Origin of the sequence: Streptomyces hesseae (assembly GCF_031845785.1) — a bacterium.
Classification (GTDB): Bacteria; Actinomycetota; Actinomycetes; order Streptomycetales; family Streptomycetaceae; genus Streptomyces; species Streptomyces hesseae.
In genome coordinates this window covers 22,361-38,141 of record NZ_JAVRFI010000014.1, presented here as the reverse complement: position 1 = coordinate 38,141, position 15,781 = coordinate 22,361, and the positions used below count along the sequence as shown (strand labels likewise).

The 15,781-nt window shown below is 72.0% G+C and carries 11 protein-coding genes; 2 read left to right on the top strand and 9 right to left on the bottom strand.

Annotated features, from left to right (window positions below):
• Positions 1-257: 257 nt before the first annotated feature.
• Entirely contained in the window at positions 258-2,126 is a 1,869-nt protein-coding gene (gene lepA / locus RM609_RS21100; protein ID WP_311613050.1) for a translation elongation factor 4, read from the bottom strand.
• A 234-nt stretch (positions 2,127-2,360) separates the two neighbouring features.
• On the opposite strand from lepA, the gene rpsT reads away from it, so the two are divergent.
• Positions 2,361-2,627, top strand: coding sequence for a 30S ribosomal protein S20 (rpsT, locus tag RM609_RS21095; protein WP_311613049.1), 267 nt, complete (start codon positions 2,361-2,363; stop codon positions 2,625-2,627).
• A gap of 240 nt (positions 2,628-2,867) precedes the next feature.
• On the opposite strand, the gene holA is transcribed toward rpsT, so the two are convergent.
• On the bottom strand, positions 2,868-3,854 hold the full coding sequence (gene holA / locus RM609_RS21090) for a DNA polymerase III subunit delta (protein WP_311613048.1): 987 nt from the start codon (positions 3,852-3,854) through the stop codon (positions 2,868-2,870).
• 72 nt (positions 3,855-3,926) lie between these two features.
• Here holA and RM609_RS21085 point away from each other — a divergent pair, with 72 nt between their 5' ends.
• Complete coding sequence (locus RM609_RS21085; protein WP_311613047.1) at positions 3,927-4,205, top strand: hypothetical protein; 279 nt, start codon at positions 3,927-3,929, stop codon at positions 4,203-4,205.
• Between the two features lie 46 nt (positions 4,206-4,251).
• Here the strand turns inward: RM609_RS21085 and RM609_RS21080 are convergent, their stop codons facing one another.
• From RM609_RS21080 to RM609_RS21050, 7 genes are all read right to left on the bottom strand, one after another.
• Positions 4,252-4,923 carry an arylamine N-acetyltransferase family protein gene (locus RM609_RS21080; RefSeq protein WP_311613182.1) on the bottom strand — a complete coding sequence of 224 codons (672 nt, stop codon included), beginning with the start codon at positions 4,921-4,923 and terminating at the stop codon, positions 4,252-4,254.
• Complete coding sequence (locus tag RM609_RS21075) at positions 4,809-7,673, bottom strand: ComEC/Rec2 family competence protein (protein WP_311613046.1); 2,865 nt, start codon at positions 7,671-7,673, stop codon at positions 4,809-4,811. Before RM609_RS21075 ends, RM609_RS21080 begins: the two co-directional genes overlap by 115 nt.
• Positions 7,670-8,491 (bottom strand): ComEA family DNA-binding protein, encoded by an 822-nt coding sequence (locus tag RM609_RS21070; RefSeq protein WP_311613045.1) that lies wholly within the window; start codon positions 8,489-8,491, stop codon positions 7,670-7,672. Before RM609_RS21070 ends, RM609_RS21075 begins: the two co-directional genes overlap by 4 nt.
• A gap of 111 nt (positions 8,492-8,602) precedes the next feature.
• Positions 8,603-9,448: a DegV family protein gene (locus RM609_RS21065; protein ID WP_311613044.1), complete on the bottom strand. Its 846-nt coding sequence runs from the start codon at positions 9,446-9,448 to the stop codon at positions 8,603-8,605.
• 86 nt (positions 9,449-9,534) lie between these two features.
• A complete protein-coding gene (locus tag RM609_RS21060) occupies positions 9,535-10,248 on the bottom strand; it encodes a hypothetical protein (protein ID WP_311613043.1) in 714 nt (237 codons plus the stop codon).
• A gap of 172 nt (positions 10,249-10,420) precedes the next feature.
• Positions 10,421-13,270 (bottom strand): leucine--tRNA ligase, encoded by a 2,850-nt coding sequence (gene leuS / locus RM609_RS21055; RefSeq protein ID WP_311613042.1) that lies wholly within the window; start codon positions 13,268-13,270, stop codon positions 10,421-10,423.
• Between the two features lie 267 nt (positions 13,271-13,537).
• Entirely contained in the window at positions 13,538-15,523 is a 1,986-nt protein-coding gene (locus RM609_RS21050; RefSeq protein ID WP_311613041.1) for a S53 family peptidase, read from the bottom strand.
• Positions 15,524-15,781: the final 258 nt, after the last annotated feature.

Genomic DNA, 15,781 nt, shown 5'->3' with positions numbered 1-15,781 from the left:
GCTTTCACTGCTCGACTGCTCGGCTGCTCATGACCTGCGCCGGCCATGACCCACGCTGGTGACTGGTGAGTAACCTCCGCGAGCAGTGATCAGACTAGAGCGGAAGGGCTTCTCGCGTAAGAGTGCGAGGACACACGGTTTGGGTCACCGTCGGGCCGACGGATCACCGGACCCCACAAACGACGACGTGCCCCGACCGGGACCGGCCGGGGCACGTCGTGCGCTGCGCCGAAAGCGCGTGAGGGCTCGCGCGGGGGCTACTTCTTGCCCTTCTCGCCACTCTCGTCGCTGGACAGCACCGCGATGAAGGCCTCCTGGGGGACCTCCACGCTGCCGACCATCTTCATGCGCTTCTTGCCTTCCTTCTGCTTCTCCAGCAGCTTCCGCTTACGGGAGATGTCACCGCCGTAGCACTTGGCGAGGACGTCCTTGCGGATGGCGCGCACGGTCTCACGGGCGATGACCCGCGAGCCGATGGCGGCCTGGATCGGCACCTCGAAGTTCTGCCGGGGGATGAGCTCGCGCAGCTTGGCGACGAGGCGGACGCCGTACGCGTACGCCTTGTCCTTGTGGGTGATCGCGGAGAAGGCGTCGACCTTGTCGCCGTGCAGCAGGATGTCGACCTTGACCAGCTCGGCGGTCTGCTCGCCGGTGGGCTCGTAGTCCAGGGAGGCGTAGCCGCGGGTCTTGGACTTCAGCTGGTCGAAGAAGTCGAAGACGATCTCCGCGAGGGGGAGGGTGTAGCGCAGCTCGACCCGGTCCTCGGAGAGGTAGTCCATGCCCATCATGGTGCCGCGACGGGACTGGCAGAGCTCCATGATCGCGCCGACGAACTCGGTGGGCGCGAGGACGGTCGCCTTGACGACCGGCTCGTGGACCTCGGCGATCTTGCCCTCGGGGAACTCGCTCGGGTTGGTGACGACGTACTCGACGCCGTCCTCCATCCGCACGTTGTAGACCACGTTGGGCGCGGTGGCGATGAGGTCCAGGCCGAACTCGCGCTCGAGCCGCTCGCGGACCACGTCGAGGTGGAGCAGGCCGAGGAAGCCGACGCGGAAGCCGAAGCCGAGGGCGGCCGAGGTCTCCGGCTCGTAGACCAGCGCGGCGTCGTTGAGCTGGAGCTTGTCCAGGGCCTCGCGCAGCTCCGGGTAGTCCGAGCCGTCCAGCGGGTACAGGCCCGAGAAGACCATGGGCTTCGGGTCCTTGTAACCGCCCAGGGCCTCGGTGGCGCCGTTCTGCTGGGAGGTGATCGTGTCACCGACCTTGGACTGACGGACGTCCTTCACACCGGTGATGATGTAGCCCACCTCGCCGACGCCGAGGCCGTCGGCCGGGAGCATCTCGGGCGAGTTGGTGCCGATCTCCAGCAGCTCGTGGGTGGCGCCGGTCGACATCATCTTGATGCGCTCGCGCTTCTTGAGCGCGCCGTCGATGACACGGACGTAGGTGACCACGCCGCGGTAGGAGTCATAGACCGAGTCGAAGATCATCGCGCGGGCCGGGGCGTCCTTGACGCCGACGGGCGCCGGGACCTCGCGGATGACCTTGTCCAGCAGCGCCTCGACGCCCATGCCGGTCTTCGCGGAGACCCGCAGGACGTCCTCGGGCTCGCAGCCGACGAGGTTGGCCAGCTCGGCGGCGAACTTCTCGGGCTGGGCGGCCGGCAGGTCGATCTTGTTGAGGACCGGGATGATCGTGAGGTCGTTCTCCATCGCCAGGTAGAGGTTGGCGAGGGTCTGGGCCTCGATGCCCTGGGCGGCGTCCACGAGGAGGATGCAGCCCTCGCACGCGGCGAGGGAGCGCGAGACCTCGTAGGTGAAGTCCACGTGGCCCGGCGTGTCGATCATGTTGAGGATGTGGGTCGTGCCCTCGGCCTCGCCCTCGGTGGGCGCCCAGGGCAGACGGACCGCCTGGGACTTGATCGTGATGCCGCGCTCGCGCTCGATGTCCATCCGGTCGAGGTACTGCGCGCGCATCTGCCGCTGGTCGACCACGCCGGTCAGCTGGAGCATCCGGTCGGCGAGCGTCGACTTGCCATGGTCGATGTGCGCGATGATGCAGAAGTTACGGATCAGAGCCGGGTCGGTACGGCTCGGCTCCGGCACGTTGGTAGGGGTCGCGGGCACGCAGGATCCATTCGGTGACTTCGGCGTTTGAACGCTGGTCTCGGCGGGAGTCGGGTATACGACCCCACCATGGTCCCATGAGCGGCGGGTACGGTCCGGTTTGGGACGGCCGAGTGGCTGCTGGTAGCCTGGTGCACTGTGCCTGTCGTGCCTCTCACACGACGGGATCCCATGGCCACCGGCCGTGTGATCACGCACTTATCGAAATCCAACGAACCTGAAAAGGCTCTTTTCGTGGCGAACATCAAGTCCCAGATGAAGCGGAACAAGACCAACGAGAAGGCGCGCCTGCGTAACAAGGCCGTCAAGTCCTCGGTCAAGACCGCCGTCCGTGCGGCCCGCGAGGCCATCGTCGCCGGTGACGCCGTGAAGGCCACCGCCGCCGTCGCCTTCGCCGGCAAGAAGCTCGACAAGGCCGCCAGCAAGGGTGTCCTGCACAAGAACGCCGCCGCCAACAAGAAGTCGGCGCTGGCCAAGCAGGCTGCTGCCCTCCAGGCCTGAAGCCTTTCCGGGGCGTGAGCCCCGGTCCCCCGCCGGAACGGACTGAAGCGGCCCCTCTACCGCTCCGTTTCCCGGCACCCCGCCGCGCCTGGTCGTTCGCCACGCGGGTGCGGTGTGAGCCCTTTGGGCTCGTCTGAACGATCTCGTGAGGCCCGCCTCCGCCCTTCCCCAGGGCGGAGGCGGGCCTCCGGGCGTTTCCGGGGCCCTCGGGGCCCCGGCCCATGTTCTACGTGCGGCGTTCTACGTGCGGCTACGGGCCGCTCGGGCCACTGCCACTACCGCCTTCTCCAAGGCGTACTCGGGGTCGTCGCCGCCGCCCTTGACGCCGGCGTCGGCCTCGGCGATCGCGGTGAGAGCGGCCGCCACCCCGTCCGCCGACCAGCCGCGCATCTGCTGACGCACCCGGTCGATCTTCCACGGCGGCATGCCCAGATCACGGGCGAGATCCCCGGGACGGGCGCCACGCGGCGCGGAGGCGAGCTTGCCGATCGAGCGGACGCCCTGCGCCAGGGCGCTGGTGATCAGCACGGGGGCGACGCCCGTGGACATCGCCCAGCGCAGGGCCTCCAGGGCCTCGGCCGCCCGGCCCTCCACGGCACGGTCGGCGACGGTGAAGCTGGAGGCCTCCGCCCGGCCCGTGTAGTAGCGGGAGACGACGGACTCGTCGATGACGCCCTCGATGTCCGCGACGAGCTGGGCACAGGCGCTCGCCAGCTCGCGCAGATCGCTGCCGATCGCGTCGACCAGCGCCTGACAGGCCTCCGGCGTCGCGGAGCGGCCCGTCGCGCGGAACTCCCCGCGGACGAACGCGAGCCGGTCCGCCGGCTTCGTCATCTTCGGGCAGGCGACCTCACGGGCCCCCACCTTGCGGGCCGCGTCCAGCAGCCCCTTGCCCTTGGCGCCGCCCGCGTGGAGCAGCACAAGGGTGATCTCCTCGGCGGGCGCGCCGAAGTAGCTCTTCACGTCCTTGATCGTGTCCGCGGAGAGGTCCTGCGCATTGCGGACGATCACGACTTTGCGTTCGGCGAAGAGCGAGGGGCTGGTCAGCTCGGCCAGCGTGCCGGGCTGGAGCGCGTCGGGGGTGAGATCCCGGACGTCGGTGTCCGCGTCGGCCGCGCGGGCGGCCGCCACCACCTCCTGAACGGCGCGGTCGAGGAGGAGATCCTCCTGGCCCACGGCGATCGTCACGGGCGCGAGCAGGTCGTCGGTTGCAGTCTTCCTGGCCATCGGGACCAGCATCCCATGCGCCAGTGACAGGCCCCTCCGAAAGCCGCCGGAGGCATACCGCACAATAAGCGGGTGACCAGCGTTTCTCCCTTCTCTGCACAGTCTTCCGACTCCGTACGGCACCTGTTGGTGCTGCCCGACCGCGACGCCGCCGAGGAGGCGGCCGAGGAGGCGGGCCGGCGGTTCGTCCTCGACGACGACCCCGAGATCGTCCGCGAGGCGCTCGCCGGTGAGGACGACGCCGAGGACGCCCAGTGGCTGGTCGTCATCGACGACGCCGACGGCACGCTCGACCGCGCCGCGCTGCGCGAGCTCGCCGAGGAGTACGACGGCTGGACCGAGGTGGAGTGACACCCCGGACCGATGACCGGAGGCAGCGGCGGTGGCCGGGAGGGGATCAGTTCCCCTGGCCCGTGCCCCGGACCTCGGGGATCCGCTCCGGCTCCAGGCCGAAGTGCTCCCGGTAGGCGGCCGCCACCTCCCCTTCCGCCAGCGTCCGCTCCACGCGCCCGCCGGCATCCGTCGTCGTCACGAGCGTGCGGCCGCTGATGGTGACCCGCCCGCCGTCCTCGGTGAGCCGCGAGCAGAGCACCGACTGCCCGAACGGCGACAGCGGCGAGGTCCGGTGCCACCAGTTGCCGGCCTCGAAGTCGGCCAGCGCCCGGGGGCGCCGCTCCAGGCGGTACTGCACCGCGCCGTCCTTGCTGACGTCCAGGTCCCCCTCCTCCGTCTCGGCGATCCGGAACACCCCTCCCGGGTCCAGCTGGTCACCGCGCTCGGTGAAGCTCAGCGGGTGGTGACTGTTCCGGCCGAAGCCGACGTCCACCAGCCACTCCCGGCCCTGCCCGCCTTCGGCCCCGACCAGCAGGGCCAAGTGGTCGAAGGGGATCCCGAACTTCCCGTCCGGCCCCATCACCCGTGCCGCCAGCAGCGTCACCCGGTAGCCGAGCGCCGTCAGCAGCTCCGCGAACGCGCCGTTGAGCTCGTAGCAGTAGCCTCCCCTCCCCCTGCGCACCACCTTGTCCACCAGGGCCCCGCCCTCCAGCACGATCTCCTCACCGAGGTGGATCGAGAGGTTCTCGAAGGGCACCGCCACGAGGTGGCGGAACTGAAGGTCCCGTAGCGCCTCCGCGGTGGGGGCGGCCGGGCGGGTGGCGTCGATGTGACGGAGATAGGCGTCGATGTTCGCTGCGTGCATGATTCCGTTATCCCCCGGGCGGGGAGGGCACCGCATCCGTCCACGGTCCTGGATCGTCTCGGCCTTTGTACCGGGCGTCGCCGCCTCCGCCTCCCGCGACGTTGCCCCGTGACGGCCATCGGCCCGCCGTGCCCGCCCGTGACGGCCACCGGGCCGTCGGTGTCGGTGCGCAGGACCGCCGCCCCCTGCTCCCGCAGCGCGCCGATCGTGCGGGCGGCCGGATGGCCGTAGGGGTTGCCAGCACCCACGGAGATCACCGCCAGCCGTGGGCGGAGCCCGCGCGTCAGCCGGGGGTCCTGATAAGCGGAACCGTGATGGGCGACCTTGAGGACGTCCACCGGCGGAAGCCCGGGATGCGTCTCCCACAGCTCCTGCTGGGCGGGCGGTTCGAGGTCACCGAGCAGCAGGAGGGTGAGCCCGCCCGTACGGACGAGGAGGACGACGCTGGCGTCGTTGGGCCCGTCCTCCGCCACGGCGGACGTCCCGGCGGGCGGCGGCCACAGCACCTCCCACGACAGCCCGCCCACGCTCCGCCGCTCCCCCGGCACCGCCTCCACGACCGGCACACCCGCCCGCCCGGCCTCCCGCCGGACGAACGCCGCCTGGCCCGGCGGCAAGGCGTACGGCGTCGTCTCGATCGCCCCCACCGCGCGGCCGCGCAGCACCCCCGGCAGGCCGTCGACATGGTCGGCGTGAAAGTGGCTCAAAACCAGCAGCGGCACCTCGTCGACACCCAGCCGCCGCAGGCAGCGATCGATGGCCTTCGGTTCGGGTCCGGCGTCGACGAGCACCGCGCTGTGCGGGCCGGTGGCGAGCACGAGGGCATCCCCCTGGCCCACGTCGCACGCCACCATCCGCCAGTCCGGCGGCGGCCATCCGGTGAGGCCCCTCGTCAGGGGCGCCGGACGGACCACGGCGAGCAGCAGGAGCAGCGCGCACGCCCCGCAGACCCACGGGCTGCGCAGCACCCGCCCGGCGATCAGGAGGACGACCACCGTCGCCGCCGCCAGCCACAGCCCGCCGGCCCAGCCGCCGGGCCAGGCCAGCTCGGCCCCGGGCAGCCCCGCGCCGGTCCGGGCGACGGTCGCCGTCCACTGCGCGGGCCAGCCCGCCAGCCAGGCGAGACCCTCGGCGAGCGGCGGCACGAGCGGGGCAGCGGCGAGCGCGGCGAACCCGAGGACCGTGGCCGGGGCGACCGCCGGCTCGGCGAGCAGATTGCACGGCACCGCCACCAGGCTCACCCGCGCCGCCAGCACGGCGATCACCGGCGCGCACACGGCCTGCGCAGCGCCCGCCGCCGCGAGGGCCTCCGCGACCCGGGGCGGCATCCCGCGCCGCCGCAGGGCCGCCGCCCAGCGCGGGGCGAGGGTCAGCAGGGCGCCGGTAGCCAGGACCGAGAGCAGAAAGCCATAGCCCCGCGCCAGCCACGGGTCGTAGAGGACCAGCAGGAGCACGGCACCCGCCAGCGCGGGGAGCAGACCGCGGGAGCGGCCCGTACCGATGGCCAGCAGGGTGATCAGCCCGCAGACGGCGGCCCGCAGCACGCTCGGCTCGGGGCGGCACACCACCACGAAACCGAGCGCCAGCCCGCCGCCCAGCAACGCTGTCAGTCTCAACGGGATCCCCAGCCGGGCCGCGAGCCCTCGGCGCTCCGCGCGCGAGGCGAGATGCGGAGGTCCGATGAGCACGGCCAGCAGTACCGCGAGGTTTCCCCCGGACACGGCCAGAAGGTGCGTCAGATCCGTGGTCCGGAAGGCCTCTTCGAGGTCGGATGGGACGCGTGAGGTGTCCCCGACGACCAGGCCGGGCAGCAACGCCCGGGCGTCCGGCGCCAGCCCGTCGGTCGCCTCGCGGAGCCCGGCGCGCAGCCTCCCCGCTGCCCGCTGCACCACGGACGGCCCCGCGACGACCTGCGGCGGGCCGCTGTCACCGACCCGGACGACGGCCGCGACACGGTCACCGGACCGGGAGGGCGACATGAGCCGGCCTTCCACCCTCACCTTGGTGGAGGGCAGCAGCCCGAGCCACGGCTGATGGGCCATCAGCAGCACCGGAGTGCGGACCGCTGTCGTCACCCCGTGCGTGGTGGTCACCCGGCTCGCCTCGGCCTCCACCACGACGGCGGGCACGGCCCGCACCGAGCCCCGCACCCGTGGCCGAGTGGCTTTCGGGTCCCCCGTCACCGTCGCCTCTACGGTCGCCTCGGCGTGGCGCCGCGCCAGCTCCGGCACCGGCCCGCGCCGGGTGTCGGCCCCCGCCAACGCCCCGACGGCCGCCCCGGCGACGGCACACAGCAGCACGGCCGCCACCGCGCCGGCGACTCCCGCCGCCCCTGCCTTCCCGGCCCTTCCGGCCGACTCCGCCGAGCCCCTGCCGCTCCTCCAGCGGGCAGCGGCCGCGAGAAGCAGCACGCCGGACACGAGCACCGCCGCCCCGCAGGCGATGGCCACCGTCCGGCCCTCCGCCGTCAGGGCAGCGGCCGCGGCGGCCCACGCGGCGAGCGCTGGGCCGACCAGCCGCAGGTCGGCCGGGGTGCGGCCCTCACCGCCGGGACCGGTGGCAGAGTCCCGCGTGACAGAGGCCCGTGGGGCATCAACCCGGGGGACAGCGGCCCGCGTCATGGCTGGACCAGTGGCTTGAGGTCCGTGAAGCGGCGGGCTCCGATGCCGTTGACGTGACGGAGGTCGGCGACCGAGCGGAAGCCCCCGTGCTGGGTGCGGTAGTCGAGGATGTGCTGGGCGAGGACCGGCCCCACGCCGGGGAGGGCGTCGAGCTGTTGGAGCGTCGCGGAGTTGAGGCTGACCGGACCGGCGGCCACGCCCCCGCCCGAAGGCGCTGCCGAACCTCCCGCCGCCGGCGCCGGGCCGCCCGGAGCCGGCGCGCCCACCACGATCAGTTCCCCGTCCATCAGCACACGCGCCTGATTGAGCCCCGTCGTGTCCGCTCCCGGGCGGGCTCCCCCGGCGGCCTCCAGCGCGTCCTCGACCCGTGAGCCCGGCGGCAGGCGCTGGACCCCGGGGCGCAGGACCTTGCCCGTCACGTCCACCACCACGCTCCGGGCGGACGACCCCGGACCGGGCACCGTCGGACCGGGCACCGTCGGGACGGCCGCCGGTGGCGGTGCCGCGACCGGCCCCTCGCGGGCCGGCACCCGGACCGTCCGTGGGCGCCCCGCCCAGAAGTGGTACGCACCGAGGGCGACCGCCACGACCAGCACGGCCGTCAACGCCGCGAGCGTCCTCGGCGCGATGCCGCACCGCAGCCGCACCCACATGGGCAGCCGGTCCCCCAGCGCGGCCATCGCGCCGCGTTGGACCGGCCACCTCCGCGGGCGCGCGGCCCCAGCCCCGGGCTCGGCCGCCGCGCGGTCGCGCAGCGAGCCGAGGCCCAGGTCGAGGGCGGTCACGGTACGTGCCGAAGAGGGTGCGAAAGAGGTCATGCCGTCACGCTAGGTGACGTCGCCCGATTCTGTCCGGAGCCTTCAATTCCTGTGGAACACCGGCCGGTTGTGGAAAATCCCGTCACTCACAGGAGGGGCACAGCCCCCTCCTCACCTCGCCGAGACCACCACGCCCAGCAGCCCCGGCCCCGTGTGCGCCCCGATGACCGCGCCGACCTCGCTCACATGGAGATCCACCAGCCCCGGCACCCGCTCCCGCAGCCGCTCCGAGAGCAGCTCGGCCCGCTCCGGGGCGGCCAGGTGATGCACCGCGACGTCGACGGGCGCGGCACCCGCGCGCTCGACGACGATCTCCTCCAGCCTGGCGATCGCCTTCGAGGCCGTACGGACCTTCTCCCTCAGCTCGATACGGCCGCCGTCCAGCTGGAGCAGCGGTTTGACGGCGAGCGCCGAGCCGAGCAGCGCTTGGGCGGCGCCGATGCGCCCGCCGCGGCGCAGGTAGTCGAGGGTGTCGACGTAGAAGTAGGCGGCCGTGCCCTGCGCGCGCTTCTCCGCGGCGGCCACCGCCTCGTCGAGCGTGCCGCCCGCCTCGGCGGTGTCCGCGGCGGCGAGGGCGCAGAAGCCGAGGGCCATCGCGACCATGCCGGTATCCACGACCCGTACCGGCACCGGCGCCTCCTTCGCGGCGAGGACCGCCGCGTCGTAGGTGCCCGAGAACTCGGAGGAGAGGTGGAGGGAGACGATGCCGTCGGCGCCGGCCTCGGCGGCGGCGCGGTAGGCGGCCGCGAAGTCCTCGGGGGCGGGGCGTGAGGTGGTCACCGGCCGGCGTTTCTGCAGGGCCTGGGCGACCGACCGGGCCGAGATCTCGGTGCCTTCCTCCAGTGCCTCGTCGCCCAGGACCACCGTCAGCGGTACGGCGACGATGCTGTGCCGCTCCATCGCCTGAGCGGGCAGATAGGCCGTGGAATCAGTGATGATCGCGACATGGCGGGACATGCCCCGGAGGTTACCCGCCGGGCCGCCGCCCCGGCAGTGCGGGGCCCGGGCCGCCTGATCGTTTCCGCTGGTCAGAGCCGCTTCGCTCAGGCGGGGCTTTCCGGACGCTTGACCTTTTCCCATCCGTACCCCCACTGCCGGGATTCATCCCTCCCGTTGATCGCGGGTCGCTCCGGCCTCGCGGCGGAGCCGGCGGCACCGGCGGGGGACGAGCCCGCCCCCGGCTCCGCCTTGGGCTCCGCGCCCGGGCCCTCGTCGGCCTCCCAGTGGCGGAGCGCGCCCGTCTCCATGCGGATCTGCTCGCTCAGCAGCGACAGTTCGTCGCCGGCGAACTGCCGGGCCCGGTCCTGGGCGGCGAAGCGCAGCGAGTCGGCGGAGTGGGTGATCTGCTTGGTGCGTTCCCGCAGGTCGGGCAGGCAGGCGGTGACACGGTCCCGGTCGGGCTCGGACTCCAGCTTGCGCAGATCGTCGTCGACCTCACGGCCGTGTGCGCTGAGGCGGTCGAAGAGGGCCAGGGACTCGGTCAGGGAGGGGTCGTCCTTCAGGCCCTCGCGCAGCACCTCCTGCGTGGCGCGCATCGATGTCCGCAGCGAGAGGCGCAGCTCGGCGACCTCGCCCGCCGGGCCGCTCTGGGTGTACTGCCGTGCCTTGAGCCGGGTGTCCTCGACCGTGCGTCGGGCCTGGGTGACCGCCTGGTCGACGCCGTTCTTGACGGTCCGGACCGCCTTGACCGTGGCGATCACCGTCAGCGCCACGACGAGCGCACAGATCAGGGCGATTATCACGGCCGCGGCTGCCATACGCGCTCCTCAACAAGCGGGACACTCGGCGAGCCCCGAAAGGCCCGTCGGCGGGGCCGCCCCCGCCTCCTCTCCACCGTAAACGCAACGGGCAGGCCGCGGGTTCCTTCGGAACCCCCAACCTGCCCGTAGGGACATACCCCTAGCGCTCCAGCGCGTCACGGCACGAGCGTCACGCCGGGACGATGTTCACCAGCTTCGGCGCCCGCGCGATGACCTTGCGGATGCCCGCGCCGCCCAGCGCGGCGACGACCGCCGGGTCGGCCAGCGCGAGCTTCTCCAGCTCCTCGTCGGAGATCGACGGGGCGACCTCCAGACGGGCCTTGACCTTGCCCTTGATCTGGACGACGCAGGTCACGGTCTCGTCGACCAGGTAGGCCGGGTCGGCGGCGGGGAAGTCCGCGTGGACGACCGAGCCCTCGTGGCCGAGCTTGCGCCACAGCTCCTCGGCGATGTGCGGGGCCAGCGGCGCGATCAGCAGCACCAGGCCCTCGGCGACCGTGCGCGGCACCTCGCTCAGCTTGGTGACGTGGTTGTTCAGCTCGGTCAGCTTGGCGATGGCGGTGTTGAAGCGCAGGTTCGCCATGTCCTGGCCGATGCCGTCGATCGCCTTGTGCAGGGCGCGCAGCGTGGCCTCGTCGGCCTCGGTGTCGACGACGGTGACCTCGCCGGTGTTCTCGTCGACGACGTTCCGCCACAGGCGCTGGAGCAGCCGGTACTGGCCGACGACGGCGCGCGTGTCCCACGGGCGGGAGACGTCCAGCGGGCCCATCGCCATCTCGTACAGGCGCAGGGTGTCGGCGCCGTACTCGACGCAGATCTCGTCCGGGGTGACGGCGTTCTTCAGGGACTTGCCCATCTTGCCGAGCAGTCGGCTGACCTTGCCGCCCTCGTAGTAGAACGCGCCGCCGTTCTCCTCCACCTCGGCGGCGGGCACCGCGATGCCGCGCGCGTCGCGGTAGACATACGCCTGGATCATGCCCTGGTTGTAGAGCTTGTGGAACGGCTCGGCCGAGGAGATGTGGCCCAGGTCGAAGAGGACCTTCGACCAGAAGCGGGCGTACAGCAGGTGCAGCACGGCGTGCTCGGCGCCGCCGACGTACAGGTCGACGCCGCCGTGCGGCTGGCCCTCGCGCGGGCCCATCCAGTACCGCTCGGCGTCGGCGGAGACCAGTTGCTCGTCGTTGTGCGGGTCCAGGTAGCGCAGCTCGTACCAGCAGGAACCGGCCCAGTTGGGCATGGTGTTGGTCTCGCGGCGGTACGTCTTCGGCCCGTCGCCCAGGTCCAGCTCGACGTTGACCCAGTCCTCGTTGCGGGAGAGCGGGGTCTCCGGGGAGGTGTCCGCGTCGTCCGCGTCGAAGGTGCGCGGGGTGTAGTCGTCGACCTCGGGCAGCTCCAGCGGGAGCATCGACTCGGGCAGCGCGTGGGCGACGCCGTCCTCGTCGTAGACGATCGGGAAGGGCTCGCCCCAGTAGCGCTGGCGGCTGAAGAGCCAGTCGCGCAGGCGGAAGTTGATGGTGCCCTCGCCGATGCCGCGCGCCTCCAGGTGCGCGATGACGGTGCGCTTGGCCTCGTCGATCTGCATGCCGTCGAGGTTCAGCTCGGCGTTGGCGGAGTTGATCGCCGGGCCCTGGCCGCCGTAGGCCTCGCCCTCCCAGCCCTCGGGCGGCTGGACGGTGCGGACGATCGGCAGCTCGAAGACGGTGGCGAACTCCCAGTCGCGCTCGTCCTGGCCGGGCACGGCCATGATCGCGCCGGTGCCGTAGCCCATCAGGACGTAGTCGGCGACGAAGACGGGGACGCGCTCGCCGGTCAGCGGGTTGAGGGCGTACGCGCCGGTGAAGACACCGGTCTTGTCCTTGCCCTCGGTCTGCCGCTCGACGTCGGTCTTGGACTGCGCCTGCTTGCGGTAGGCGGCGACGGCCTCGGCCGGGGTGGCCGCGCCGGCGGTCCAGACGTCCTTGGTGCCCTCGGGCCACGCGGCGGGCACGATCGCGTCGATCAGGTCGTGCTCGGGGGCCAGCACCATGTAGGTGGCGCCGAAGAGGGTGTCGGGGCGGGTGGTGAAGACGGTGATCTTCCGGCCGTCGGCGCCGGCGACCTGGAAGTCGACGCGCGCGCCCTCGCTGCGGCCGATCCAGTTGCGCTGCTGGAGCTTGATGGCCTCGGGCCAGTCCAGGGCGTCCAGGTCGTCGATCAGGCGGTCCGCGTAGGCGGTGATCCGCATGTTCCACTGGCGCAGCTTGGACTTGAAGACGGGGTAGTTGCCGCGCTCGGAGCGGCCGTCGGCGGTGACCTCCTCGTTGGCCAGCACGGTGCCCAGGCCGGGGCACCAGTTCACCGGGGCGTCGGAGGCGTAGGCCAGGCGGTAGCCGCCCAGCACCTCCTCGCGCTCGACGGGGCTCAGCTCGCTCCAGGCGCGGCCGCCGGGGACCTCACGCCGGCCGCTCTCGAACGCGGCGACGAGCTCGGCGATCGGGCGGGCCTTCTTCGCCTCCGCGTCGTACCAGGAGTTGAAGATCTGGAGGAAGATCCACTGGGTCCACTTGTAGTACTCCGGCTCGATCGTGGCGAATGAGCGGCGCTTGTCGTGGCCCAGGCCCAGCCGGCGCAGCTGGGCCTTCATGTTCTCGATGTTGGCCTCGGTGGACACCCGGGGGTGGGTGCCGGTCTGCACGGCGTACTGCTCGGCGGGCAGGCCGAAGGCGTCGAAGCCGAGGGTGTGGAGGACGTTGTGGCCCGTCATGCGGTGGTAGCGCGCGTAGACGTCCGTGGCGATGTAGCCCAGGGGGTGGCCGACGTGGAGGCCCGCGCCCGAGGGGTACGGGAACATGTCCATGATGAACTTCTTGGGCCGGGCGACGACGGCCTCGTCGCCGGCCAGCTCACCGCTGGGGTTGGGCGCGGCGTACGTGCCGTCGGCGTCCCAGAAGTCCTGCCAGCGCGCCTCGATGTCAGCGGCCAGCGCGGCCGTGTAGCGGTGCGGGGCGGCCACCTCGGCGGCGGTGGGGGTCTCGCTCATCGTCCTCAAAGCTCCATCGATCGTCGTATGTCGCCTGTCCGCTCGCGGCTCCGGGATGGGGCCGCAAATGAAAAAACCCCTCGCACAGGAGGGGATGCCGCGCCGATGCCGGTCCGGACCGCCGAAGGGTCGGCGGTCACCTGCCGGTGCTTGATCAGCGCGGCTCGCTAAGCAGAAGGCGTACGGCACGCATGGGGTCAGGTTACCCCAGCGGCCCCGGGGCCCGCACCGAAGCGTGGTGCGGGCGGGCCCCGGGGGCCAGGTGGGTCAGCGGCGCTGACCCGGCACGTACGAGGTCACATAGCCGTCGGCGGGGGTGCCGACGCCGGTGACGTTGTCGTAGCCGACGGTCGCGGAGAGTGAGCTGTCGCCGCCTAGGGTGCGCAGGGAGGTGAGCAGGCCGCCCTTGGCGTCGACGCCGTTGGCGAAGTCGACGCGGACGTCGCCGATGCTCCGGCCCTGGCCGAGCGGGTGGTCGGTGACGTCGTGGTAGGCGCCGGTGCCGTAGCGGTCGTAGATGCCGGGGTTGGCGAAGCCGATCGGGACGCCGTGCCGGGCCTGCTGGGCCAGCGCCTGGACGCCCGCGATCACGGGCGCGGCCAGCGAGGTGCCGCCGATGCGGTACTCGTCGTACTTCACCGTGCCGTCGGGGAAGGTCTGGGTCTGGCCGACGAGGAAGCCGGTGGTGGAGTCAGCGACGGCCGCGATGTCGGGCCCGACGCGCATCGGCTTGTCGGTGCCGTTCGCCTTGGCCAGCGTGTCGGGGACGACGCCGCGCTGGTAGAAGGGCTGCTCGAAGACCTTGCTGGTGCCGCCGCCGGCGCCGCCGGTGAAGGCGCCGGGCATGCCCTCCCAGGTCAGGCCGTCCTTGGACAGGGCGGCCTTGTGGGTGCCCCAGCCGGTCTCCCACAGGTACTTGTCGCCCTTGCCGACGGCCAGGGAGGTGCCGCCCACCGAGGTGACCCACGGGGAGTTGGCGGGCGTGTCGACCTGCTTCACACCGTGCTTGGCGACGTTGTCGCCGTCGTCGCCGGAGGAGAAGTAGAAGCCGATGCCCTCGACGGCGCCCTTCTGGAAGACCTGGTCGTAGGCGGCGGCCACGTCCGGGGACTCATTGGCCTCGACGTCGCCCCAGGAGTTGGAGACGATGTCGGCCATCCGGTTGTCGACGATCTTGTGCAGGGAGTCGATCAGGTCGTCGTCCTGGCAGGAGGAACCGGCGACGTAGACGATGTTCGCGTCCGGGGCGACGGCGTGGACGGCCTCGACGTCGAGGGTCTCCTCGCCGTACCAGCCGGCCGCGTCGCACTCCTTGGGGTCGGCGTGCGTCCAGGCGGCGGGCAGCACCTGGGAGTACTGGCCCTTGCGGTAGGCCTTGTCGCCGTTGCGCTTGGCGTACTGCTGGATGTCGGCGGCGATCGTCGGGGACGCGTAGGCGTCGGTGATGGCGACCGTCACGCCCTTGCCGGTGAAGTTCTTCGCCCCGTAGACGGCGCGCAGCTGCTTTCCGGTGTAGCCCTTGATGGCGTACGGGGCGTGCTCGCCGTACGCGGAGGGAAGGCCGGTGTTCACGTTCGAGCCGTAGTACGTGGAGAACGGCCCGGCGTTGCGGAAGCCGGCGCTCGGGCCGGGCAGGGTGTCGCGGTGGTGGCTCAGGCGCGGGGCGTTGTTCAGGCCCACGACGGTCAGGACGGCGCCGTCGAGGCTGTCCGGGACGGAGGCGTTCCGCGCCGGGGCGTGGTAGGTCTTCCCGTCCTTGACGTAGTTGTGGAGCTCGGTGCCGAACGCCTTCTCGGCAGCGGCCGCGTCACCGGTCACGGTGACGTAGTGGTCGTTGACGCCGGTCACCGTCAGGCCCGAGGACTTCAGCCAGCCGGTGACCTTGGCTATCTGGTCCTTGGTCGCGCCGAAACGTTCCTTCGCCTGCTGGGCCGTCAAGTACTTGCCGTACGAGCCGGACTTCGGGTCCGAGACGGCACGCGCGTACGCGGCCAGACCCTTGGCGTCACGGCCGGCGAGGTAGACCCGGGCGGTGACGGCCTTCTGCTCCGAAACGGCACCCCGGTCGGCCCCGGGCGTCGCCCACAGCGGCTTGGTGCCCGCCAGCGACTGACGGTCGTGCGGGCCGGAGGCGGCGTGGGCCGCCGGCACACCGAGCGCGAGCGCCCCGACGACCAGCGGCAGAGCCGCCGTCAGGGACAGAGCCGCGCGCGTTCTGGAACGACTGCCGGAACGGCTTCGACGTGAAGTCAAGGAAAACCCCCTGCGATGCGAATGGTCGGCCACACTCTGACCGATAAACCGTTCACTCGGGGGACATGTGTTCACCAAGAAGTGACCAAAGGACAACCACGGGCACGCAATCAAATCGCCTGCGAGGGTGGTTTGTTGGGAAAGCGGCGGCTTACGGATCGAACTGCCGCCGAACGGATAGACGTTAGCAGCGGTGGAGCGCCGCGCACCGGGGTTGCGCGAAGCGGGCCGCACGGGCCGGAGCGCTGCCTAGCCTGC

Bases quoted from the DNA above. Each gene is read 5' to 3' on its own strand.
- holA (WP_311613048.1), bottom strand. From the start codon at position 3,854: ATGGCCAGGAAGACTGCAACCGACGACCTGCTCGCGCCCGTGACGATC.
- RM609_RS21075 (WP_311613046.1), bottom strand. From the start codon at position 7,673: ATGACGCGGGCCGCTGTCCCCCGGGTTGATGCCCCACGGGCCTCTGTC.
- RM609_RS21070 (WP_311613045.1), bottom strand. From the start codon at position 8,491: ATGACCTCTTTCGCACCCTCTTCGGCACGTACCGTGACCGCCCTCGAC.
- RM609_RS21065 (WP_311613044.1), bottom strand. From the start codon at position 9,448: ATGTCCCGCCATGTCGCGATCATCACTGATTCCACGGCCTATCTGCCC.
- RM609_RS21060 (WP_311613043.1), bottom strand. From the start codon at position 10,248: ATGGCAGCCGCGGCCGTGATAATCGCCCTGATCTGTGCGCTCGTCGTG.
- leuS (WP_311613042.1), bottom strand. From the start codon at position 13,270: ATGAGCGAGACCCCCACCGCCGCCGAGGTGGCCGCCCCGCACCGCTAC.